Origin of the sequence: Roseibium marinum (genome assembly GCF_002906165.1) — a bacterium.
Lineage (GTDB): Bacteria > Pseudomonadota > Alphaproteobacteria > Rhizobiales > Stappiaceae > Roseibium > Roseibium marinum.
Genome location: NZ_PPCN01000021.1, coordinates 33373 through 55096 on the forward strand (window position 1 = coordinate 33373; position 21724 = coordinate 55096).

Below are 21724 nucleotides of genomic sequence, written 5' to 3' on the forward strand. Positions count from 1 at the left end.
GGTTTGACCAGATCGGTCTTTCTGCAGTCGCAATCAAGACATTTAACACATTTTAGTGAACGTCAAGTCGGAGCTGCCGAACAGAGGTTAACCCACAGGGTCGGTAGAATTAGGACGCCAGCATTCTATTTTCCGACGATGGAGATAAAGGAAAGGATGGAAATTTTGCAAGAAAAGGAAAAAATTGCAGTAGAAACTCTGAAATTTCTGACACTTAGGTCAGACCGGTTGAGTCTGTTCGATGGTTACGAACCGGAGGAAATACTGAATTTTGTACATAAGCACAGAATTGGAGGTAGGATTTTAAAAAGAATTTCCGAAACTCGCACTGGTCCAAGAAAAAACATAATCGTTTCTATCGAAAATTATCAACGGCGTGTCTTGAGAGAATTCCAAAGAAAACAAGTAATTTTAAACGAATTTATTAGTAACTTCTGCTTCGATATGGATGTTCTGGCTTACAAATATAACACGTCGTTCTTCTTTCTTGGAGACGAGAGATTGTTGCGGCCGTTTGGTGATTTCGATCTAGCAGTAACCAAACCAACGCTACTAAAATCAAGACTGCAGGAAAGAGACCTTCAAGTAAAAAGAAACAGGTATCCGCCACACGAGTTTCTCAATGCACACTATAAAGAAGAAGCATTTGATCTGCACCGGTATATACCTCTTTGGGAACGAGTGGATGACTTTGCACCGCCCGCATCGTTTTGTCCGGGAGTCCTCAAACTTGGCGCACGTGTAGTCGAGCGCGGCGTTCCACCCGTTCAATGTATTACTACTGGTCATACGTTAACTTTGAGCAATTGTTCATTTTCTATCCCATCTGCTACTTTTTGCGTACTATTTATAATTGCTACTTCTTACAAAGATTTCGTAACGCATAACGTTTCGCATTTATACAATCAGCCAGAATTACGTATGTCAGACATTTGCGAATGTCTTGATTTGATTACACACGAGCGCTTTGATGCTAATCATTTTATGTGGCTGGTGAGCGAATTTAGAATGCAGGAAGCTGTTACTTGGTTCAGCGAAGTCATTTTTGAACTAGCACAAATTGATGTATTACAAGACATGGGCTTTACTCCTGAAATAACATTTCAAGTCTCTTCCCGTCCCGTTTCATTTCAAAGGCTGGTAGCCGGAGGCTTCTGGCTTCCATTCGATGGCAATCCCGCACTGGATATCTCATCGCGACGAGGAACGCATGAGGTGGCCGCAGCCGTCGGCGCAAAGGAAATAAGCATCCGCGATGGGGAATGTCTCGAGCTTAATATTGGCGACAACAAAACAAGAGAGACAGTTGGCGTAGCGGTCGTAGGCGCGACAGTGCTTGATCAACACGTTATACACATCGTCCGATCTGGAGATTGCCTCACGATTGATATTCCGGGTGGTGCGGAGATTCAAGAACACTTCAGAGTATACTTGGAGTGCAATGGTGAAATGTTTGAATGGGAGAATCAGGATGAACTTGCGACCATCCAATACCTTTGGGGCACCCAAAAAGCCACCTCTTCACTCAAAGCGTTTTCAATGATTGCGGAGACGGTGCTTCGCTGTGAAATCGACTTCAATACGCTCCTCGAGAAGAGAGTTGCGCATATCGTTGTGAGCGCTGCGGCACCGTTATTGCCCTGGGAAGCCGAACGGGGCTGGTTAGCCTGCATAACCCTGCGGTTTTGCTAAGTAGTGACACATTCGGACTGGTGGGATTGATAGCGCCATCAATATTTTAGAACTCCAGTGCAAGTTCCCGACATATCCAGGTATTTTCAAGTTCGCGTTGAAGGCGCGAGCGCCACTTCCGGCAAACAGAGAGTATTCGTTTGTCCTACTGGTTACAGGTTTAGAGATGTTTTCTAACGGGACGATCGGGCAGGACTCAAGATTTGCAAAACCGAGGTTCTGTTCAGCTCTCCCAAAAGGAAAACCATGTGAATTTGGCTGATGAAATTCAAGATCGAGTTATTCAGATCCTCAGAGAACAAGCGATTGTCAAACATGTGTCGCACATATTTCGATCTGATCGCACCGGGAGCGTTGTTTTGTGCGACAACTACCATGTTGTGAAGATAATCCGCTTGGGTCTATCCAGCGACTGCAAGTTAAAGGAGCGTGCCAGATTTGATATCGAACTCAAATACAGGGAAATGGTCATGCCTGATCCCACACACATTTCGGTGTTCGGAACCGTTGAAGATGTAACGTATTCCGTTCTGCCTTTCGTTCCAGGAAACGTTATTTCCGGTCTAAATGATGGACAGCAGAAAGCTCACATATCAGAAATATCTACTAAAATTGTTGAGCAACTAAGAATTGTCAGATCAATAGAAAACACATCAACATATCACGCTGTGAAGGAAACAGTAGAGGCAACTGAAATCGCAAATCTGGTAAGTAGATTTTTCGAGTTGGTATCATACTGCAGAGAAATCAAGGGATTTGAGGAGGTCTGCAATCTAGCAGAAACTTTTATCACTTCGAAAATGGGAGAGATACTTTTCGGTTCAAATATTAAGATCGTCCATGGCGATATGCATTTTGGTAATATTCTGATCCACAACGGCAATCCCTATCTGATAGATTTTGGGAAGTCCGGTTTGAGCTTCGGCAAAAAAGATTTGTACGACTTAGAGATAGCTTGTCTTTACCCTCACGAGTTTGGATACGATGGAACGTATTACATCCTACATGAAGGTATACGGGCAGCTTCGTCGGATTGGGTTAGTGGTGAGGACTTTATTGACAGGCTATTCTACTTAATGTTCGTTTACTGGAATGACTACTGGTATCAGAATAACGTCAAAAGGACTTCACATGGAGTAAGCAAGGAAACACTTGCAAGCGTAACACGTAGATTATTGACGGGGGAATTCAATAAGAGTGACCGCTTGTATCTGATGACCTGAACCCCATGATTTCTCGGCATTTTGTTATCGAGGAACCGTGAGCTCAGCCGCAATCTGGATCGTTTCGGTGTTCCTTCAGGTATCCGGAGAAGGATTGCTCCCAGGAGTTGGCTTCCTTGTCCCTGACCTTGCCGTTGTCGCGCTCGTTGTCCTGGCCACGACCCTTGACGACCTGCAGACCGTGTTTCATTTCCAGCATGGCCGCGGTCGATTGCAGGAACTGGAAGTCACGATAGGGGGTGTGCATCCGGAAAGTTTCCGGGTGGACCAGATTGAACTGGATGTGCATGTGGAAGTTGTCGGTGTTGGTATGAGTGCCGACAACACGCTGATGGTCTTCCAGGCCGAGAGCCTTGGCGAATTCCGTCTCGATATCCTTCAGGACGTTGATGTCTGGTTTCTCGCCCTTGACCTGCTCCCCTGAAATTTCCGCGTTTTGAGGTTAGTCTGTTCTCAATTGAAGGAAACAGACGATGAAGCGATCCAGGTTCTCTGAAGAACAGATTATTGGCATTTTGAAAGAACATCAGGCTGGCCTGTCGGCAGCTGAACTTTGCCGTAAATACGGCGTCAGCGACGCGACGTTTTACATCTATGGACGGCTCTCCCTTTGCAAGCGTTTCGAGGTGATGATCGAGCATGACGGGTGCTGACATCTATCCGGCGTCGCCGGTCGATGGTGGCGCGCCCAAATGGGTAATCCGCGAAGCATGGCCCTCAACAAATGGTCGGCCTCATGGGCCTTTATAAAAGCCAGGGTCTCCATGCGCCGGGTCCGTCCGGTCGGTTCATTTCCTCTTAGGCCTGCACCTTGAACCGTCTCGCTTCAGGCTGCGGGGCGGTATTCCTCGTTCTTGGCCAACAACGCCCAGATGATGCGTGCATTCTTGTTGGCAACGGCAACGATGGCACGGTTCGTCCCACGACGTTCCCGAAGCTCATTCACCCACCGGCTGAACCGATCGGTCTTGCCGACTGCGGTTCGTACGACGGCACGGGCACCATGGACCAGCAAGGTTCTCAGATGCTGATCGCCGCGTTTGCTTATTCCCATCAGGATCTTTCGGTCTCCACTTGAATGCTGACGCGGGACCAGCCCTAGCCAAGCCGCCATGTGGCGTCCGTTGTCGAAGTCGTGCCCATCCCCCACAGCGGCAATGACCGCCGTGGCGGTTTTGGGCCCCACTCCCCGGATCCTTCCCACACGCTGACAGGTCTCGCTCGAGCGGAAGACCTGGTCAATGCGCCGGTCAAAGTCCTGCACCCGCTTGTCGATCTCCATCATCAGTTCCAGCAGGGAGGATAGGGTCTCGCGGCAAAGCTCCGTCAGATCGTTGTACCGATCTTTGATGATCTCGGGGATCATCCGCCTTGCGCGCGTGATCGATTGGCCAAAAGCAATGCCCCGATCCAAGAGGATCCCCCGCATCTGGCTGACCAGCGCGGTCCGGTGGTTGACCATCCTACGTCGCGCCCGGTGCAAGGACTGAATGTCCTGCTGAGCGACGCTTTTCTTTGGAACGAAGCGCATGCGGGGTTGCGTGACTGCAATGGCGATGGCCTCGGCATCATTGCGATCGTTCTTCTGCCGCCGACAAAAGGGTTTGACGTGCTGAGGGGCGATGATCCGAACGTCATGCCCGAGGCCTTCGAATTGCCGCTGCCAGAAAAAGGCTCCGGTGCAAGCTTCGATGCCGATCACACAGGCTGGGATCTCCCCCACCGCCCGCAGCAGTGTCTCCCGGCGCACGCGTCGGCGGAACACTATCTCTCCGTTTGCGTCGAGCCCGCAAAGCTCGAATACATTCTTGGCCAGATCGATCCCGATGGTCTTGATGGTCATGCTATCCTCCTGTGTCTCCGATGCACTGATCTTGTCCCGGGGGCGGGAGAGCCGTCCATCCCATCAAGTGGCGCTCGAAGTATGGCGGCATGGAAGTCTCTGAGGCAAAGCGGCTGAAGTCCCTTGAAGAAGAAAACGCGAAACTGAAGAAGCTGCTCGCGGAATCGATGATGGATGTGTCGACGCTCCGCGAGATGCTCGGAAAAAACTTCTGACGCCTGGCTCAAGGAGAAGTGCCGTGAGCTGGGCAATTGAAACCAGAGGATATTCGCAACGACAAGCCTGCGGACTGGTCGGCATCGACCCGCGTGTGTACCGCTATCGGTCGACGAGATCCGATGATGCTGACCTGCGCCAGAGGCTGAAGGAACTGGCTTCGGAACGCAGGCGGTTTGGTTATCGCCGGCTGCACATACTGCTGAAGCGCGAAGGCATCGAGGCCAACTGGAAGAAGGTCTACCGGATCTACCGGGAAGAGCGTCTGACGGTCCGCAAGCGTGGCGACCGGAAACGAGCCCTGGGAACACGTGCCCCGATGACGGTGCCACAGGCAGCCGATCAGCGTTGGTCCCTCGACTTCGTCTCCGATGCCCTGATTGACGGCCGCCGGTTCCGTATCTTGTGTGTCATTGATGACTTCAGTCGGGAATGTCTGGCAACCGTGGTCGACAACTCGATCTCCGGAGCCCGCGTGGCGCGGGAACTGGACGGGATCGCAGAACGTCGTGGCCGCTATCCCTTGATGGTGGTCAGTGACAACGGCACCGAACTCACGTCAAACGCCATGCTCAAATGGCAGCAAGACCGCTGCGTAGAATGGCACTACATCGCGCCGGGCAAGCCGATGCAGAACGGCTTCGTTGAAAGCTTCAATGGGCGCTTGAGAGACGAATGCCTTAACGAGCACTTGTTCCGTAGCTATCGCCACGCCCGGGACATCATTGAAAACTGGAGGATCGACTACAACCTGAACCGACCGCATACGAGCCTTGATGGGCTCACCCCACACGAATTTGCAACCCTGTCCGCAAAAGACCACACCATGAACAGAGCTAACTTATAAATGCGGACAATCAGGGGAGCAGGTCACCCTCGGCGAAGGAGACAACGAGGTGGTAGTTTGGATCCGACTTGCTGCGCTGGTTCATGCCTTGCGTCGCGCGGAACTCCGCGATCGCCGTGTCCAGGTCCTCGAGTTTTGTGCCGGCCTTGCAGTTGGAGAGCCAGAAATCCTCCAGCTTTTCGCCCTTCTCCTTGGCGGCAAAGATGTATTTGGCGAGGGCCTTGGCCCCCAGGACCGTTTCAGCGCAGTTTTTTTGGCAATCATGGTTTCAGCCTGACGATCTGAGCCTTGATCTGCTCCTGGGTCTGGCGAACCTCTCGCAGCAGCCATTGCATCTGGCGGACAAGGTGACCGTCAGATGCTTCGTTGAGGCCCTTCAGAAGCAGGTTGCCAAGCCGGGCCTGGTCTGCGTTGATGGCCAACAGGTTCAAAACCGTTTGGTCTATCGATCTGTCCGGGAACTTGCCGGTTTCAAGAATCCGCTCAGCGACCTTGGAAACGGACAGGTTTGTCCGTTTCGCATGGGCCGTGATCCGGTTGTGAATATCCGAGTTCACGTAAGTAATGAGCTGGACGCGCCTCGGCCGTTTCACCGTGCGCCCTCCGATAAATGGAATCCGAGCTCCTGACACTGAACCTCGATCACGGCGCAATCCGGTTCAGTGACACGGTCGGCATACAAACGGGGGACAAGATGCAACAGCATTGGGATATCCCTTTGTTTTTTGAGGTGGAAAGAGCGACGCGAGCTGCCGGGTACGGCAGGTGAGCGATGGTCACCGCGACCTCTCCAGCTCACGCCCAAGCCCCTTGTCCTTGCCGCGAGCGTGTTCCCGCTGCATGAGCGCAAACGAATCTCTGAGGGCCGTCAGCAGACCTTTTTCACCGCGGAGCTGCTTCAAGTCGTTCCAGTCGGTCGCGCCGCGGTCTTTCTCTGAAGCAGTGAACGAGGGTGCAAGCACCTTGCCGCCAACGGCTTCGGTTGCAAATGTTTGGTCACATAGTGCACCGGATCCGAAGCAAGCAGGCCGCCGTCAACCGCGTCCCCGATGGTCGGAGGGAAAGTGCCGGCACCATCTGTGCCGATTTTGCCCGGCGACAGCAACGGGGCATCCTTCAACATTTTTCGAAAGAACCGCTTGGCTGCATTCAGATTGCGCTTCGCCGTGAGCAGAAAACCGACCGGATTTCCATGCTTATCGATGGCGCGATACAGATAGCGCCATTGGCCCTTGATGCGCACATAGGTTTCATCGATGCGGATCGATCCGCAATGCGGTTTGCGGAACCGGCGTAGCCGCTTTTCGATCAGCGGCGCATACGCCAAAACCCACCTGTTGATGGTGCTGTGATCGACTGCCATGCCTTCCCGGACCTTCGACGAAATCTCCGCCCGTCGGTCGAAACCATCCTTTTCGGTGAGTTCCAGAAACTCCGGCAGGTCGAGCGCCCTGGCCAGATCGGGGGGCGTGGACATGGAGATCATTACGTGGCCGTCGGACGTGGCGTAGATGATCCGGGGGTTGACCTTGCGCATTTCCGTCTCGGAGAGGCCGAGCTTGTCAAGTGTCCCTGGCCGGAAGTTTTCCATCAGGACGTCCGTGCCTGCGATCAGGTGTTTTGCGACCGCAATGCCTTCCGGGGACTTCAGATCGATTGCGATGGAACGCTTGTTGCGGCCGGTCGTGATGTGATTGACGGAAGTGTCGTCGACATAGCGGTTCGCGACGGCCCAATTGCGCTGAAAGGCGCCGGTGAGCGGTTCAACAGCGATGACATCGGCACCGAGGTCCCCCAGATGCTGGGCGGCCGCGGGTCCAGATAGGAAATGATTGAAGCTCAGCACACGAATGCCGTCGAGAGCGCCCATAAAAAGTCTCCAGATTATCGGAGACAAAGGCTAGGCCAGTTGCCGACGGGTTGGAATATAGCCGTCTATGATATTGCAGCCCTAGAAAATTCGATTTCTGAATAGAAGAGATTTCCCGTCTCGATCGTCCAATATCGAAAATTCAGCTTGGGCTTCCGCCGCTCAGGACAACCGATTTTCGTCATCGACCAGTTCCAGCCGCGAAGGGGCATTCATGCCCCATCTCCAAAGCACCAGGTTCATGTCACCCGGGCCAGATCCCTTGACGAAACTTCGCACACGCAGCCCGTTGTAGCCATTTGCAATCAGCTCACGCGCGAACCGCTGCGTCCGCGCCTCGCCCGTCGTCCTCATCTGATCGCGCCAGGTCGGATCGGCCAGAGCAAGCTCATCAAAACCCGCCGTGCGGAGTGCAGTCGTGTCGCTGGTATCGAAGACCATCTCGATTTCGGCGCGATAGCAAACGAGCGTCGACGGCTGCAGATCACCAACCTGATTGGCCTCCCGCAAAGCAGTCAGTACCGATGTTGATGCATAAAGCGCGGGCACACCCTTGGGATTGAACCGGCCGCCATAGAGTCCGGCGCCGCGCCCTGACAGCGGTTCACGCGCATAGACCGGATTGAGCGCTCGATAGAGTTTTCCGGAATAGGTGTACGTCACGGTCAGGCGTGAACCCCGGCGTCGACGGCATCAATGAAGTCAAGCACCTCTTCGGACCGTCCATCTCGCACCAGTTGCATGGCTGTCTGCCCGGAAAATCCAGGCAGCGGCTCGGAGCGAAACCAGGCATAGGCCATCAGGGCGGAACCGAAGCGCGGTTCGACCTTGTTGACGATCTCCACCATTTCGCGCAGGCGACGCTGTGTCTTGTCGGAACACACCCGATCCTTGCGTTGCACCGCATCCTTGCCAAGACCAACTGTGCGCGCGATTTCCTCGCTTGTCGTACGAAAGGCCCTGGCAATCTTGTTCGGCGCGAACAGTCCATGATCCGAATAGGCTGTGAGATCCATGACATAGCTCCACATATATGCCGTTATTATCGACGTAATATAGCGTCACTTTGAGAGGCATTCAAGAGAGGTTCAGTACTCCCAGGTGAGAAGTGCATCACCGACTGCTGACCAGAGAGGCCCGAATAAAACCCGGCATCGCCTGGAAGGCGCCTGATTGGACTGCCAGCAATGCCGATTGCAGACGCAGGGCTTGCGAAATCAGGCAGGCTCAAATTTAAGGAACAGGAGCTCGACGGGTCATTGCGCTACGATGACTTCGGGCCGACAGGTAGTGGCCAGAGTGAGGGGCTTGGCAAGACCGATCGAGCTCCCGCCAAGCGAGCTCCCACCGATGGTGCGTAGTGCGGCCGCTACGAGAAACCACTGCGCTCACCGAGAGATATCTTTCGATCTCCGAGGTCTGATCTGCCGGGTTTTGATCTTCTGCGGATCCTGACCGGAAATGATTTGCAGGTAGGATTTCTGCAGCTCGAGCGCTTCGCGCGCCTCCGCGTCGACGCCGGCCTGTTGTTCCAGAAACCGGCGCCAGGACAGGCGCTTTCCGTTCTGCCCGCCTGTCATGCGTTTCCAGGCCGGATGACGCTCAAGGCGCGGGTCGAGCGGACGGCGGCGGTATTTTTGCTCAGGCTTCCGGTTGCCGCGGTTCTTGCCGGGTTCGAATGGGCCGTATTTTTCTTCCAGCTTTTTCCGGGAGAGTTCACGGTCGACGTTGCTGGCTTTTTCCATCGTGCCGGTCCTCTTGTCCCGGAAGACAAAACCATTGCCGCGTTTGCGGAGCTCTACATCATAGAGCGCGAACCCTTCATGCAGCTCCTCCCAGGAGCTGGACCGTCGGTGGATCTGCAGCATGGCGTCACGGTGCTCCTTGAGGTATCCGGAGAACGATTGCTCCCAGGAATTGGCCTCCTTGTCCCGGGCCTTCTGGTTGTCGCGTTCATTGTGCATACTGTCTTTATCTGGGCCCCGTCCCTGAACCACCTCCAGACCGTGTTTCTTTTCCAGCTCGGCCGCGGTCTTCTGCAAGATCTGGAAATCGCGAAACGGTGTGTGCATTCGGAAGGTTTCCGGATGCACAAGATTGAACTGAATATGCATGTGGAAGTTTTCGGTGTTGATGTGGGTGCCAACCACGCGCTGATGGTCTTCCAGGCCGAGGGCCTTGGCGAACTCCTGTTCGATGTCCTTCAGAACATCGATGTCGGGTTTTTCACCTTCGGCAAATGACACCACCAGGTGGTAGTTCGGATCTGACTTGCTGCGAGAATTCAAGCCTTGCGTCGCGCGGATCTCCGCGACGGCCGTGTCCAGATCATCGATTCCGTCGCCGGCCTTGCAGTTGGACAGCCAAAACTGATCGAGCTTTTCGCCCTTCTCCTTGGCCGCGGCAATATACTTCGCCAGCGCTTTTGCGCCCGAGGAACGCTTCAGTGCGGTTTTCTTGGCGATCATGGTCTGAGCCTTGCAACCTTCGCTTTGATCTGGCCCTGCGTGCTGCGGACATCCTTCAAAAGCGTCTGCATCTGGCGGACAAGATGACCGTCAGATGCTTCGTTGATGCCCTTCAGGAGCAGGTTGCCAAGCCGTGCCTGATCGGCGTTGATCTCCAGGAGATGCAAGATCGCCTGATCCAAGGACTTATCCGGCAGCTTCCCGGTTTCCAGAACACGTTCGACCACGCGCGAAGCGGAAAGCTTCGTGCGTTTAGCGTGATCGGTGATGCGCTTGTGCAGCTCCGGCTTGACATAAGCCTTCAAGAGCATCCGCTTCGGGGCTGTCACCGTGACCTCGCCAGCTCGCGCCCGAGCCCCTTTTCCTTGCCTAAACCGCGCGCCTGTTCCCGCTGCATCTGCGCAAAGGAGTCCCTGAGGGCCGTGAGCAGACCTTTTTCACCGCGAAGTTGCTTCAGGTCGTTCCAGTCGGTTGCCCCGCGGTCCTTCTCTGAACTGGTGAAAGCGGGAGCAAGCACCTTGCCGCCCACGGACTCGGCGGCGCGCTGCGCGCATTTCAAACCCTTGTTCGGCAGCGGCGGGATTTTTTGCGGGAGATGATGATCGTCGTCGGCTGCGATCAGAAGATTTGCTTTCGGGAATTTCTCGCGAACAGCCTTCGCGGTGGCAACAAGGTTGTCACCGTCAAAGGCGATAGCGGTCGGCAGGTTTGTCGCCTTATGAACATCCGCGCCGGTGGCGTAGCCCTCGCCGATAACGATGGTCAGTTTGTCGCCTTTGTCTCGGCCGTTTTCCAGATCCTTGCCCGGGTCAATCGTGTGAAAAAGCCCGTCTTTTCGGCCATTTTTCAGGTAGATTTTTTCATCGCCGACAAACTGCAGCGACCAGATCCGGCCGGAGTCATCGCGCAGCGGGATCACCATCCGGCCATCGTCGGCCACTTTCACGCCATAGCCGCGAACAGTCTTCCGGGCGAGGTACGGGCAATTATCAGGGGAGGCCCAGGACTTCAGGTTGGTCCAGATTCCAAAGGCCCGTTTGGCAGTCGTTTCCTGTTCCTTGGCCCGCTCACGCTCGCGGTCCTCCCGGTTCTGAGCCGCTTCGGCGACAAGGCGTTGCCTTTCTTCTCGCGTCAGCCCGTCTCCTTTGGAGATCCACTGCAAGGGAACATCGTCGCCCTTGAAGTTCTTGAACTGGCCGTTTGGAACACCGTCGAGGAAGCCGCGATAGCTAGCATTGGTCTCCTTGCCATCGCCGGCGAGCGCAATGCGGTGCCACTTGCCATCCATCTCCGGCAGGCCCTGCAGCTCGGCACCGTTGTCACGCAGGAAGTTAGCGAAGGCTGTGCGCGGATCCTCGCGGGGTTGCTCCTGCTGGTTTTCCGGCAGGAACCGCCTCAGTGCGTCGGGAACGTCGGTGCCTTTGACAAACCAGGCCTTGGCCTTCTTGTCCCAAAGAGCACCGGCTTCATCTGCGAGCGTGCGCAGCTCGTAGGGAACGACCAGGTAGGTTTTTTGAATGGGTTGTTTGTCAGCCATGGCGGAAAACTCCTTGAACGAAAGCGGGGTAGAAACGTGAGCTGCTGTGGCGGTCAGTCGAGAAAAACGCCGTCGACCTCGGCCGGTCCTGCGTAGGTGCTGGTATCCTTGGGCCAGAGTTCAACGCCATCGGTGTTGATGACCGTGATGTTGCGCAGCGGGGAATCGTTGGTGAGGTAACCGCCGGTAATTTCGATATCGCCATAGAGGCGCTGAACAGCTTCAAGCCGGGCGATTGCGGTGCTGATCTTCATGAGGAAGCCCTTGTGTTAGACGACGGAAGAGAAGGAATTGAAGTGGGGGAGGCGAGCGGGATTTTGGCCCTGGCCTGTAGGTCTTCGTTCTGGAAATAGAGGACCTGGCGGCCATAGATGGCCGGACGTCCGGCAACAAAAATCAGCATGTCACCGGCACGGGTGACCTTGCCGCTGCTACTCACCTGGATCCCCGGCAACGACATGCACTCATCGGGGGTCAGAAGCGGCCGGGCCACCTCCATCAAGGTTTCGGAATAATTCGTCCCGATTTTCCCGGTGGTGTGGCTGGCGGAGGTCTTTTTCTGAACCAAGGTGGTCTTGCCGGCCATGTCCGACAGAACCCGTGCCGTTTCCATCGTGTTCGGCGCGTAGGCAATCCGGACATGACAGTTGGAGACAATCGACTGATCCCGGCCATAGGCCTTCTGCAGCTGAGTGAGGTCCTGGACGATGACAAAGGCTTTCAGGCCATACCCCGCCATGAAGGCAATGGCCTTCTCGAAAATCTCCAGCTTGCCGACAGACGTAAACTCGTCGAGCATCAACAGCATGCGGTGCTTGTAATGCTTGACGGAGCGGCCATCCTCGAAGGCCATGTGAGAGGTGAGGCGGGTCAGGAACTGGTTGAGCAGGATCCGCACCAACGGCCGCAACCGGGCAATGTCGGACGGCGGGATGACGATATAAAGGGTTGCCGGCTTGTCGCCGTTCATCAGGTCGGTGATGCGGAAATCGGATTGCGATATGTTGCGGGCCACAATCGGGTCGCTGTAAAGCGCAAGCTGAGACGTGCCGGTGGAGTGGACGCCGGAGCGCTCGTTGCTGGACCGTTTGCGCATACGGGCAGCGCCAAGACGCACTTCGTCATTGACGACTTCGCGGCCGTGCTCATAACGCTCCATATCCTTCAAGAGCCGGTCGAAACTGTCGTCTTCCTCTCCTTTGAAAACGGCTTTCGCCGCGGCGGCGACGGTCGTTTCGCTAATTGATTTCAGATCCTCATCGTCTCCAATCGACATGAAGGCGCGCACGTCCGCCAGCGTCGCGGTGCGCTTTTCCTGTCGCTTGATCCGGTAGAGAACATGCAGGATCGCGGTGCACAGCCAGCCGTAGCCTTCCTGCATCCAGAAGTCTTTCAGGCCCGTGCCGTCCGGATCGATGATCATGATGGCGATGTTCTGGCAGTCGGCGATTTCGTGATCGGTGCCGATGCGAACTTCCGCGAGCGGATTGTATTTGACGGAACCGCGATCCGCGGCCGGGTCGAAGCGATAGATCCGCTGCCCCTGTGCTGCCCGCCAGCCAGCGGTCAAGGCATAGTTCTCACCCTTGATATCGAGCACAAGCGCGGACTCTTCCCAGGAAAGCAGGGTGGGCAGAACAAGGCCGACACCTTTACCGGAACGGGTAGGGGCAAAAGCCAGAACGTGCTCCGGGCCATCATGGCGCAGCATTTTCGTGCCAAAGCGTGTCGGCCAACCGCCGACGACAACACCCTTGTCGGACAAGAGGCCGGACTCTTTCACGTCCCGGGCTTCGGCCCAACGAGCCGTGCCGTGAATGTCCTTCTGTTTCCGGCCGCCAAAGATCGTCTTTGATCTGGCGCCGGAGGAGGCAATCGCGCCGATCAGCATCAGCACGAGGAAACCGGCGAGACCGGCATAGGCCGGATGAAGGATTTCGGTCGGAAATCCGCGGGCCTGCCGCCAGAAATCCAGAAGCCATTGCCACCAAGCGGGCTGAAGGGGATTAAAACCAAGCGTGTAGTACCAGCCGGTCAGCGTCACGCCGACCAGAGCACTAAATGCCAGAACGGCAAAAAAGCGCATCAGATGCATGGCAGATCACGCGGCTTCAACGCACACGGGATGGCTATCCCGAAGCACATAGCGATCGTTCTTCATCTCGTAGATATCGGAGATAAAACGCTGGCCTCTCGGATCGCGTTTGATGTGCACCACCAGATCGACAAGACGGCGCATAAACCCTTCCGCATCCGGCAAGGTCTGACCGGCAGCATTGATGTTCTCCTGGAACCTGGCGGGAACAAGTTCGGCACTTTCCGCATGCACCGTGCACATCCAGCCCCGGGCGCCGGTATTGAGAACATTGAGGGCTGCAAAGGCGTTTTGGGTCGAGATTTCCCCGAAGAGAATATTGTCAGGTGAGATGCGCATCTTGTGATCGTAGAGCTGCTGCCAGGTTCTCAGCCCCGCGCCCTGCGCCGTATCGCGGGCTGCCAGCAGCGAAACGCCGTTAAAAAACCGGCCAACTTCGAGCTCGGGCGTATCCTCCGCGCTGACCACGCGCCTGTCATCGGGAAGACAGGAAAGCAGATTGTTCAAGAGCGTTGTCTTGCCGGTGTTGGTCGAGCCGGAAATCGCGATGTTGTGCTGCTGATCGAGAGCCGATTTCAGGTAGTCGATCATGTCGGCGGTAAGGCCCATGTCCTCAAGGGTGATCCGGTGCGGATGTTTGCAACGGATGGCGAGCGACAGGCCGGACACAACGGAATTGCCGATCAGACACTCAAAACGATGGCCGCCCGGCAGGATCGTGGAAAGCTGCGGTTTGGCTGTGGGGTCAAATTCCAACCCCTTCATGTTCGCCAGCGCCCGGCAGATGGTTTTGACCCGATGAAGGGTCAAAGCCGGCTCTTCGACTTCCACGATGCGGTTTTCCAGATCGCGGCGTTCCACGATCAGCTTGCATGGTGACTTGGTCCGGATTTCGACAACCTGTGAGGCAGCGTAATGCCGGGACAAGGGTTCGAGAATTTTTTCAAGAAGGACATTGGACATGATGCCACAAAACCTCAAAACGATACGCAAGGGGGAATGGCTGGGGCCCGGGGGTTGGGCCCTTGCCGGGACAATACGGGCGTTAGCTGCCGGTAACGGTGGTGCTCCAGCTGACCGTCTTCCAGGACGAGTAGGTTACGTTGCCGGTCGGATAGGTGACCTTGGTCCGCTCGTCGTTCTGGTGGTAGTAAATGACCTTGTTGGACGGGTGGTTACAGCCGGCCGCCGGGCCGCTCTGGCCAACCAGAGAGTAGGGACCTTTTCCGGAGTAGGTTTTCCCTCCGCTGCCGCAGCCGTTGCTAACGGCGAACGTCTTTCCCGAGCCGTCCCTGACGGTGGCCGAGTAGCCCTTCACCGCAAGGTTGATCTTCATGTTGTTCAGCTTGCGGGTCTGGACCGTCCGGGTGCATTTGTCCCCGTTGTTGATGGTCGTTCCGTTCCCGGACGGCTTTGAATAGCTCGATCCGTCCGGACGGGTGTAGATCTTGCTGCGCCTGGTCGGCACCATCTCAGTGCAACCGTTATAGTACTTCGCCGAGTAGTCCGGATTGTCCTGGTTCCTTACGAAGGAATAGGCGATTTCGGACGTGCCCGGCTGAAGGTAGGACGTTGCGATCGCGAAGGTCTTGCCGTTCACATTGATCGAAACGTCCACGAGCTGCTGCGCGCGAAGTTCGGAGTCAATGTATTTCCAGCCGTTCGGACTGACCGAATGCGTGAACGTTTGATCGTTCTTTTGGCAGGCGGTCACATAGGTTCTTTCCCGGCCCGCAACGTCATAATAGTAGCGCTCCAGACCATAAGAGACGCCGGCGGCAAGATCGTGATCGAACGATGCGGGATCGTCGCAGCCGTTCACGGTCGAATAGATGCCAATCATGTTGGCTTCGTCCGGCTGGCAGCCTGCGATGATTTCCGCCCCGCCATTGACGTTGATCTCCGTGCGGTACTGCCGCACGGCCTGGCCGTTCGCCAGATCGACAATCGGAGAACAAACATCGATGCCGTTTTTATCGAACACCCGCTCGTGCGTGTAGACGGTATCCGTGGTGATACAAGGAGACGCCTGGAAGAGCTGTCCCTCGTGCTCATAAGTCCACATCGCCATTTCAGTTGAAACGCCGGCACCAAAATCATGCTGCATGGAACAGCCATTCGGCTCGGCTCTCATCTGGATCGGCTCGATGGTTTGCGAAGGCGCGCATTCGCGCACGCTGAGTTCAACCCCGTCATCGTTGGTGTAGAGAAGCGACGTGTTGACGATGGCCCGGCCATTGTCGAGGTCGAAATCGAACGTGCAGTTCTGCTTTTCAACGATCTCGAACGACTTGTCAGCGTCAGGCAGACACTCGCTCACTTTGTGGCGCGACGCCTTGCCGTCAACATAAAAGAGCGAATATTGAGCCTGTGCGACACCGGATTTCAGGTCGATAAAGTCTCCGCAAACGCCGTATTCGCGTTCCATCTGGAAGACCTTTTCTGAAGGCTCGCACTCACTGACAATCACCTTCTTGCCACCGCGGCCGCGATAGCTGAACTGTGAGAGCATGGTGACTTCTTCCGCGGAAAAATCCAGATCCGGGGAACACGCATCGAAGTCCTCATTGATCCCATAGAACATCGACGCATCGGGCTGGCAGGCCGCCAGGTCAAAACGCGCACCGCGATCGTCGTTGTAAAACGAGGCATATTGCGGGGTCGCCACAAGGCTGTCCCGATCAACGATGTCTTCGCACGCCTCATAGTTTTTCTGGATCGGAAAGACCACGCCATTGGGAGCGCAGGCATCCGTCTCGGTGACAACACCGTCTTCCAGCGTCTGGGACAACGATGTCTGGCGCACGACCCCGGACACAAGGTCAATCTCCGGCTCGCAGCCGTCCGTCGTCACGTTGTAAGTGACGTTCGGCTCGCGCTCTTCTTCCTCTTCCTGTTCCAGGCGCTCGGGGGTTTCATAACCTCCAGCAACCGGGTTTTCACCTTCTCCGCCGCCGGCCTCGTCAACGCTTGTATCGTCCTCGACAGTGTTTTCCTTGTCTTCAAGCTCCTCTTCCGGCTCCCGGGCTTCTTCGGTGCCGGACAGGCGGGCAACCGCCTGAACGAACTCGGCTTCATCGCCATCGACAGATATAGCTGTGGTCGGCAGGAGCCGGTTGCTTTCAACACCGAACTGGCTGGTGAACTTGTCGGCCTCCAGATCGACAAACTCCGTGTCTTTCTTGAGCCTTGTGACAACCACCTGGGCGATTTCCTCGCCATTGACGCTGACTTTGCGGGTGAAGCCTTCGGCGGTGATGCCGCTGATATCGACCGCCTCTGCCGTATTCGGCTGCGCATTGAACTGCAGTTGGACCGGCACGGCGCTGTCGGCGGACAACTCTGTTTCCAGAGCAGGCGACACGGTAAAGAGGTTTTCCTTGATCAGGACTTCCCCTTCTGCGGTTCCCGATGTCTTGACCGAGACGGGGCTAACCGCCGGCACTGTCTGTGCTTGGGTTAGAGCGGTGGATGACGCCAGGACGAGCGCCATAAGGCCGCAAGACACTATTTGAGTGTATCGCATTCCAATCTCCTTAATTTTGGGGAGGGTCGGCGAGGTACCAGTCAAACTTCGGGCGCACCTGTACGCGGGTGCCCTGGGCTATCCGGATGACTGGCTTGAGATCCACTGTGTCCTCCAGGAGGGCTGCAGTGATGGTTCCAACGTTCTCGCTGGCACCGGACAGGCCATTGGCGACAACATTGGAATTCGAACTGTCTATTTGTTGGGAACCGGACACGGCAGCCTCGACGGCGGTGCCGATGCCGGTGGTCAGGATGGCGGAGCCATATTTCTCCCAGAAGCGGGAGTTCACTTCACCGGAGAGGCCCGCGTATCCCTGTGCGTCGCCGATATGGGCTTTGAGCTGATAGATCTCGGCGCGGCTTTCGCCGAGCAGGATCCGGCTGCAGGAGAACCCGACACGGGTTTGACCAACCTTGTCGACCGAAGCGTATTCGCAGATCATCCGCGACCCCTTCGGCACGAGCTTGGTCCGGCCGTGATAGCCGTAGACGTCCCGGCTGACCTGAACGACAACGGAACCGTTGTCGGCAAGCTGGCTGTTGATGCCGCTTTCCAGAATGCCCGTGATGTAGCGGTCAGCCGTCAGAATACGCGTGTTGTCGACTGCGCCGGTCGAATAGCGCGGCGGCGCCGAATAGCGGTCGTTCTGCGGATCGATGCCCTCAGGCGGTGGGAACCCGGGCAGGTTCGCATTCATCGGGGCAGGGCGGTTACCGGCGTCGGAAAAGTCCCCGGTGATGTCGGCGCCTGCAAGCTCCGACTGCTGAGCTGCCCGCGCTCTGAGAGCCGTTTGCAGCATCAGCTCGTATTCGGTCGGCTGACGCGGCACAGCCTTAGGAGGTGTGATGTACTTGGTGACCGTCTGTGTCCGGACGATTTCCTTGGTCTCGACAACAGGCTTTTCGACTTCCCGAATGACCTCTTTTTCGATGATCACCGGTGGCATGGTGACCACCTTCGCCTGAACTGGCGGTTTTGGCGGCGCGGGCTTTTCGTAAGAGAAGACTGCCGGATCACTGGCGGGCAAACCGCGAGGATGAACAGGCTCCGGCCCACAGGCGCCGCCGAAGGTCAGGCCGAGCGCCAACAGGATCTCGCACACGGCCATGCTCAATTCTCCCCGTACTGGATGGAGACGTGACCGGGCTTCAGCGTGATCTGCGGGTTTGAGCCGTCAACAATGAAGGTGGCATCCCGGAAGTGGACCCGCACTCGGTCATCAACAACGTCGATCACGAATTCGGAGGAACTGGTCGGCTCGGGAGGCAGAGTTACGGCAGGAGAAAGAGCCTTCGACGCCGCGACGTCTTTGACAACGACTACGGGCTTTTTGACTTCCCGAATGACTTCCTTCTCGATGGTCACCGGACGCATGGTGACCACCTTGACGTCCCGGTCGCCTTCGCTGGAACAGCTGCCGGTGGCCAGACCAAGGGCCAGGAGAAATTCACAGACGGCCATGCTCACTTGCCTCCTTTGTACTGGATGCACATGAAGGACTGGCCGGACTTGAGCGTAATCAGGCGATGCGTGCTTTCGACAATGAAGGTGGTGCCCTGGACGCGGGTGTTGACCAGCTCGTCAATGCCGTCGACCACCACATAGGCGGTCGGCAATTCCAGATCGTTCCACTTGGTCCCGAACTGGATGTAGGTGAAGTGATCGTCCCGGAAGACCTGCTCCGGACGCAGCTTCTTGTCGCCCCAGAGCTTGTATTGGTTCCAGCCACGCAAGGCGGCCGGATCGAATTTTTCTGTCTTTAGGAAATCCGTGGATCCGTGGGTGGCAACGGCGGCGTTCCCATTCGGCAAGGGGTTTTCCCTGGCATCGAACTCCACAAAGGACATGCCGGCGCTCTGCGGGCCAATGATCCGGAAAGAGACATCCGGAACGGACTTGGAATTGATGCCTTCTGCGCGAAGGTAGAAGGAGTACACATCGCCGTCTTCGGTGTAGACCAGCATCGAGCTATCGACACCGGCCCCGGTCGGCTTTACGGCAAGCGTGTTGTCCGACCGCTTCTTGACCTCGAAGCGGGAGGCATCACCCAGATCGGCCGACTTGATCTTGACGCCCTTCGGCAACTGAATGGCGCTGACCATGTATTGCCGCAGGCGGACCTTGTAGACGCAGTCGCCGCAATAGTTCTGGACGTGGATCCCCTGCTTCTTACCGGGGCGCGACCAAGCCTCCTGGATCTGACCGCCGATGCTGTCGGGGCGGGCGAGGGGACCGAAGTTTCCGGCCGCCTGGGCTTGGGCCTGCGGCACGGAACCGACAGGAAGCGTTGCGTTGACAACCGAGTTGGCCGCAGCAACCCGCTGCGTCGAGGTTGTGGGCGTGGCCGCGCTGCCGGGCGTTGCCGGGCCTTGTCCGAGAGGCGTTTGCGCGTGGGCGATGCCCGACATGGTGACGGCGAGGAAAAGAACAGAAAACCGGAAAATCATTTGGAAGCTTGCTCCTTGATGGACATACCGAGGACGCGGATGCCAAGCGGGTTCTCGAAACGCTCGGCGGCAGTCACGTCATGGGGGCGGGGGGTCATTTCCAGGAAGGCGCGAAGATGCCGGCGCTTGGGCTGTTCGCGGCCGATCCTGTCTGTCTGAAGAAACTCGACGACATAAAGATAGACGCCGTCATAGGCATCGACCTGATAGGCGCCCTTGATCGTGATCGAGCGGTTGAGGCCGTCTTTGATCGCTTCTTCGATGACCGTTTTGTTGGTCTTCACATAGTCATTGAAGAAGTCCGGATCGGAGTACGTGCGGACTTCCCTGAAGCGGGTGTTCTGGGTGGTGTCGTCAATGGTCAGGATCTGGTGCACATAGCGCCGGGCCAGCTTTTCAAGCATCAGCTCAAAGCCATCGACCTCCATCGAAATCGGCTCAACCCGGTAGATCCGGTCATCGCTTGGATCGGCACGCAGAAGCGCGATTTCGGTTTCCTTGAGCGGTACCAGCGACACAAGGGCCTGGATGCTTGCCACCACACAGATTGCCAGCGCGACATTCGTTCCAACCGACAGGCGCAACAGCCAGGCCATGCGCCGGTGAGCGGTTTTGTAGGCAAACGGATCGGCCTGCAGGATGTTGGCGTGCTTCGGCTCCGGCTTGACCTCTGGAACCGTCGCCACATTGGACTTGGATAGAGACATGAAAGCCATCAGGCGGCCTCCACCCACTCGAAGGAACCGGGTTCGAATTCGATTTCCGCGCAGGCGCAAGGGGACTTGCGCATCTTGTCGATGCCGTCCGGTTCAATCGGCATTTCCACTTGGGCACAGCCAGAGACGAGGAATCCGAGGCACAGGGCGAGTCTGAGGTGTTTCATGAGGGATGAACCGTTTATCTGGGAGGGAGAGGTGAGGGCGGTGCTTAGGAGCTGCCGGAATCGATGATGCCGCCAGGCCGCAAAAATCGTTTGGAACGCATTCCCGAAAACGCTTTACCGGCCATATCCGCAGCGTGAGGGGCCGCCCAACGAGCGCCTGCCGTTGCCATAGATGCGCCTGAGGCCGCGCCGCGCATGGCCCCGGCCGACATGATCCCGGCCGACACGGTTCCCAGCACCGAACTGGACACCTGACCGGCGATATTCACCGCTTCGGAAACCAGTGCAGCCCCAAGCCAGCCCATGATCATGGCGAGAAGAAATTTGCCGCTGGTCAGGTCGATGTAAGTCTCTGGGTCCACCTCCGCGTCAGCGGTGACGCCAAGACCTTTGACACTGGCGATGACCAGCGAAAAAACCATTGTCACGCAGAGCATGGTGACGATGGCGCCGATGATTGTCCGCACGCCGGCACCAATCAGATTGCGACCGAACGGGAACGCAGCCATGCCAATGAGAAATGGCGAGACGCCCAGGATGAGTGTGAGGCGGAAAAGGGAGACCGATGTGTGCGCGAGAAACAGAACCAGCAGAATGACGTAGGGCAGGAGAAGCGCCACGCCGTAAAACGTATTTACGATTTGCGTGCCCCAGCTTCCCGATCCCATGATTGTGGTGGCAATGTTGAAGACACCGCCGATGCCGGTCTCAACGGCCAGCAGCAGTGCATCGAGCCCACTGAGACCGGCACCACCGCCATCCATCATGGTGCTGGAAAGCCCGCCCATGACATTGACGCACGCGTCGAACACATCACTGATCAAGCCACCATCGACACCCTTGTAGACCCCAAATCCGAGCACCATGAAGATGGCTTGTTTGAGCGCGCCCGCGAAGTCGAGCGTCCCCAGAAAGACCTGCATGCCAGCCCAGAGGATCCATCCGCCAACAAGGCTCAAGATGATCGCCTGAAACGGACCATGGACCGCATTAACGAGGGATCCGAGGGTGCTATCGGCATGGGCCTGATACGCAGAGAAAATCTCGCAGATATTGCAGGAGGAAGCTGCCATG

21 protein-coding genes and 4 pseudogenes are annotated in these 21724 nt (G+C 56.5%); 4 read left to right on the forward strand and 21 right to left on the reverse strand.

The features are described from left to right. Positions 1 to 156 precede the first annotated feature (156 nt). Together CLV41_RS27670 and CLV41_RS26770 are read left to right on the forward strand one after the other, a co-directional pair. Entirely contained in the window at positions 157 to 1692 is a 1536-nt protein-coding gene (locus CLV41_RS27670; RefSeq protein WP_146048651.1) for a nucleotidyltransferase family protein, read from the forward strand. A gap of 248 nt (positions 1693 to 1940) precedes the next feature. Next, positions 1941 to 2915 (forward strand): phosphotransferase, encoded by a 975-nt coding sequence (locus CLV41_RS26770; RefSeq protein WP_103225564.1) that lies wholly within the window; start codon positions 1941 to 1943, stop codon positions 2913 to 2915. Between the two features lie 43 nt (positions 2916 to 2958). On the opposite strand, the gene CLV41_RS26775 is transcribed toward CLV41_RS26770, so the two are convergent. Beyond that, a complete protein-coding gene (locus tag CLV41_RS26775; protein WP_103225565.1) occupies positions 2959 to 3342 on the reverse strand; it encodes a relaxase/mobilization nuclease domain-containing protein in 384 nt (127 codons plus the stop codon). Positions 3343 to 3388: 46 nt separating this feature from the next. Here CLV41_RS26775 and CLV41_RS26780 point away from each other — a divergent pair. Next, a pseudogene (locus CLV41_RS26780) lies at positions 3389 to 3505 on the forward strand (transposase); the annotation flags it as partial. Between the two features lie 236 nt (positions 3506 to 3741). On the opposite strand, the gene CLV41_RS26785 reads toward CLV41_RS26780, so the two are convergent. After that, on the reverse strand, positions 3742 to 4758 hold the full coding sequence (locus CLV41_RS26785) for an IS110 family RNA-guided transposase (RefSeq protein ID WP_103225566.1): 1017 nt from the start codon (positions 4756 to 4758) through the stop codon (positions 3742 to 3744). 65 nt (positions 4759 to 4823) lie between these two features. Here CLV41_RS26785 and CLV41_RS26790 point away from each other — a divergent pair. Next, a pseudogene (locus tag CLV41_RS26790) lies at positions 4824 to 5821 on the forward strand (IS3 family transposase); the annotation flags it as partial. Positions 5822 to 5831: 10 nt separating this feature from the next. Here the strand turns inward: CLV41_RS26790 and CLV41_RS28425 are convergent. From CLV41_RS28425 to CLV41_RS26880, 19 genes and pseudogenes are all read right to left on the reverse strand, one after another. Continuing rightward, positions 5832 to 6053, reverse strand: a complete 222-nt coding sequence (locus CLV41_RS28425) for a relaxase/mobilization nuclease domain-containing protein (protein WP_103225595.1) — start codon at positions 6051 to 6053, stop codon at positions 5832 to 5834. A gap of 28 nt (positions 6054 to 6081) precedes the next feature. Then, a complete protein-coding gene (locus tag CLV41_RS26800) occupies positions 6082 to 6414 on the reverse strand; it encodes a hypothetical protein (protein ID WP_146048652.1) in 333 nt (110 codons plus the stop codon). A 389-nt stretch (positions 6415 to 6803) separates the two neighbouring features. Then, positions 6804 to 7187: pseudogene (locus CLV41_RS26805) on the reverse strand (IS6 family transposase); the annotation flags it as partial. Positions 7188 to 7325: 138 nt separating this feature from the next. After that, positions 7326 to 7691, reverse strand: a pseudogene (locus tag CLV41_RS26810) (CoA transferase); the annotation flags it as partial. A 162-nt stretch (positions 7692 to 7853) separates the two neighbouring features. Further along, positions 7854 to 8354: an RES family NAD+ phosphorylase gene (locus tag CLV41_RS26815; protein ID WP_103225568.1), complete on the reverse strand. Its 501-nt coding sequence runs from the start codon at positions 8352 to 8354 to the stop codon at positions 7854 to 7856. 2 nt (positions 8355 to 8356) lie between these two features. Beyond that, a complete protein-coding gene (locus CLV41_RS26820) occupies positions 8357 to 8707 on the reverse strand; it encodes an antitoxin Xre/MbcA/ParS toxin-binding domain-containing protein (RefSeq protein ID WP_103225596.1) in 351 nt (116 codons plus the stop codon). 372 nt (positions 8708 to 9079) lie between these two features. Continuing rightward, positions 9080 to 10159 carry a TraI/MobA(P) family conjugative relaxase gene (gene traI / locus CLV41_RS26825; RefSeq protein WP_103225569.1) on the reverse strand — a complete coding sequence of 360 codons (1080 nt, stop codon included), beginning with the start codon at positions 10157 to 10159 and terminating at the stop codon, positions 9080 to 9082. Further along, entirely contained in the window at positions 10156 to 10488 is a 333-nt protein-coding gene (locus tag CLV41_RS26830; RefSeq protein ID WP_103225570.1) for a hypothetical protein, read from the reverse strand. The genes traI and CLV41_RS26830 overlap by 4 nt, the downstream gene beginning before the upstream one ends. Beyond that, entirely contained in the window at positions 10485 to 11696 is a 1212-nt protein-coding gene (locus CLV41_RS26835) for a DUF5710 domain-containing protein (protein WP_103225571.1), read from the reverse strand. The genes CLV41_RS26830 and CLV41_RS26835 overlap by 4 nt, the downstream gene beginning before the upstream one ends. Before the next feature lie 53 nt (positions 11697 to 11749). Beyond that, a complete protein-coding gene (locus CLV41_RS26840) occupies positions 11750 to 11950 on the reverse strand; it encodes a hypothetical protein (RefSeq protein WP_103225572.1) in 201 nt (66 codons plus the stop codon). Continuing rightward, positions 11947 to 13791 (reverse strand): type IV secretory system conjugative DNA transfer family protein, encoded by a 1845-nt coding sequence (locus CLV41_RS26845; RefSeq protein ID WP_103225573.1) that lies wholly within the window; start codon positions 13789 to 13791, stop codon positions 11947 to 11949. Before CLV41_RS26845 ends, CLV41_RS26840 begins: the two co-directional genes overlap by 4 nt. A 6-nt stretch (positions 13792 to 13797) precedes the next feature. Further along, complete coding sequence (locus tag CLV41_RS26850; protein ID WP_103225574.1) at positions 13798 to 14754, reverse strand: CpaF/VirB11 family protein; 957 nt, start codon at positions 14752 to 14754, stop codon at positions 13798 to 13800. Positions 14755 to 14836: 82 nt separating this feature from the next. Beyond that, positions 14837 to 17317 (reverse strand): hypothetical protein, encoded by a 2481-nt coding sequence (locus tag CLV41_RS26855; protein WP_146048653.1) that lies wholly within the window; start codon positions 17315 to 17317, stop codon positions 14837 to 14839. 10 nt (positions 17318 to 17327) lie between these two features. Continuing rightward, on the reverse strand, positions 17328 to 18428 hold the full coding sequence (locus CLV41_RS26860) for a TrbI/VirB10 family protein (RefSeq protein ID WP_103225576.1): 1101 nt from the start codon (positions 18426 to 18428) through the stop codon (positions 17328 to 17330). 2 nt (positions 18429 to 18430) lie between these two features. Continuing rightward, complete coding sequence (locus tag CLV41_RS26865) at positions 18431 to 18781, reverse strand: hypothetical protein (protein ID WP_103225577.1); 351 nt, start codon at positions 18779 to 18781, stop codon at positions 18431 to 18433. A gap of 2 nt (positions 18782 to 18783) precedes the next feature. After that, positions 18784 to 19767: a TrbG/VirB9 family P-type conjugative transfer protein gene (locus tag CLV41_RS26870; protein ID WP_103225578.1), complete on the reverse strand. Its 984-nt coding sequence runs from the start codon at positions 19765 to 19767 to the stop codon at positions 18784 to 18786. Then, complete coding sequence (locus CLV41_RS26875) at positions 19764 to 20483, reverse strand: VirB8/TrbF family protein (RefSeq protein WP_103225579.1); 720 nt, start codon at positions 20481 to 20483, stop codon at positions 19764 to 19766. Before CLV41_RS26875 ends, CLV41_RS26870 begins: the two co-directional genes overlap by 4 nt. Further along, on the reverse strand, positions 20483 to 20650 hold the full coding sequence (locus CLV41_RS27905; protein WP_156510675.1) for a hypothetical protein: 168 nt from the start codon (positions 20648 to 20650) through the stop codon (positions 20483 to 20485). The genes CLV41_RS26875 and CLV41_RS27905 overlap by 1 nt, the downstream gene beginning before the upstream one ends. A 44-nt stretch (positions 20651 to 20694) precedes the next feature. Continuing rightward, a complete protein-coding gene (locus tag CLV41_RS26880) occupies positions 20695 to 21723 on the reverse strand; it encodes a type IV secretion system protein (RefSeq protein WP_103225580.1) in 1029 nt (342 codons plus the stop codon). Between the last annotated feature and the right edge of the window lies 1 nt (position 21724).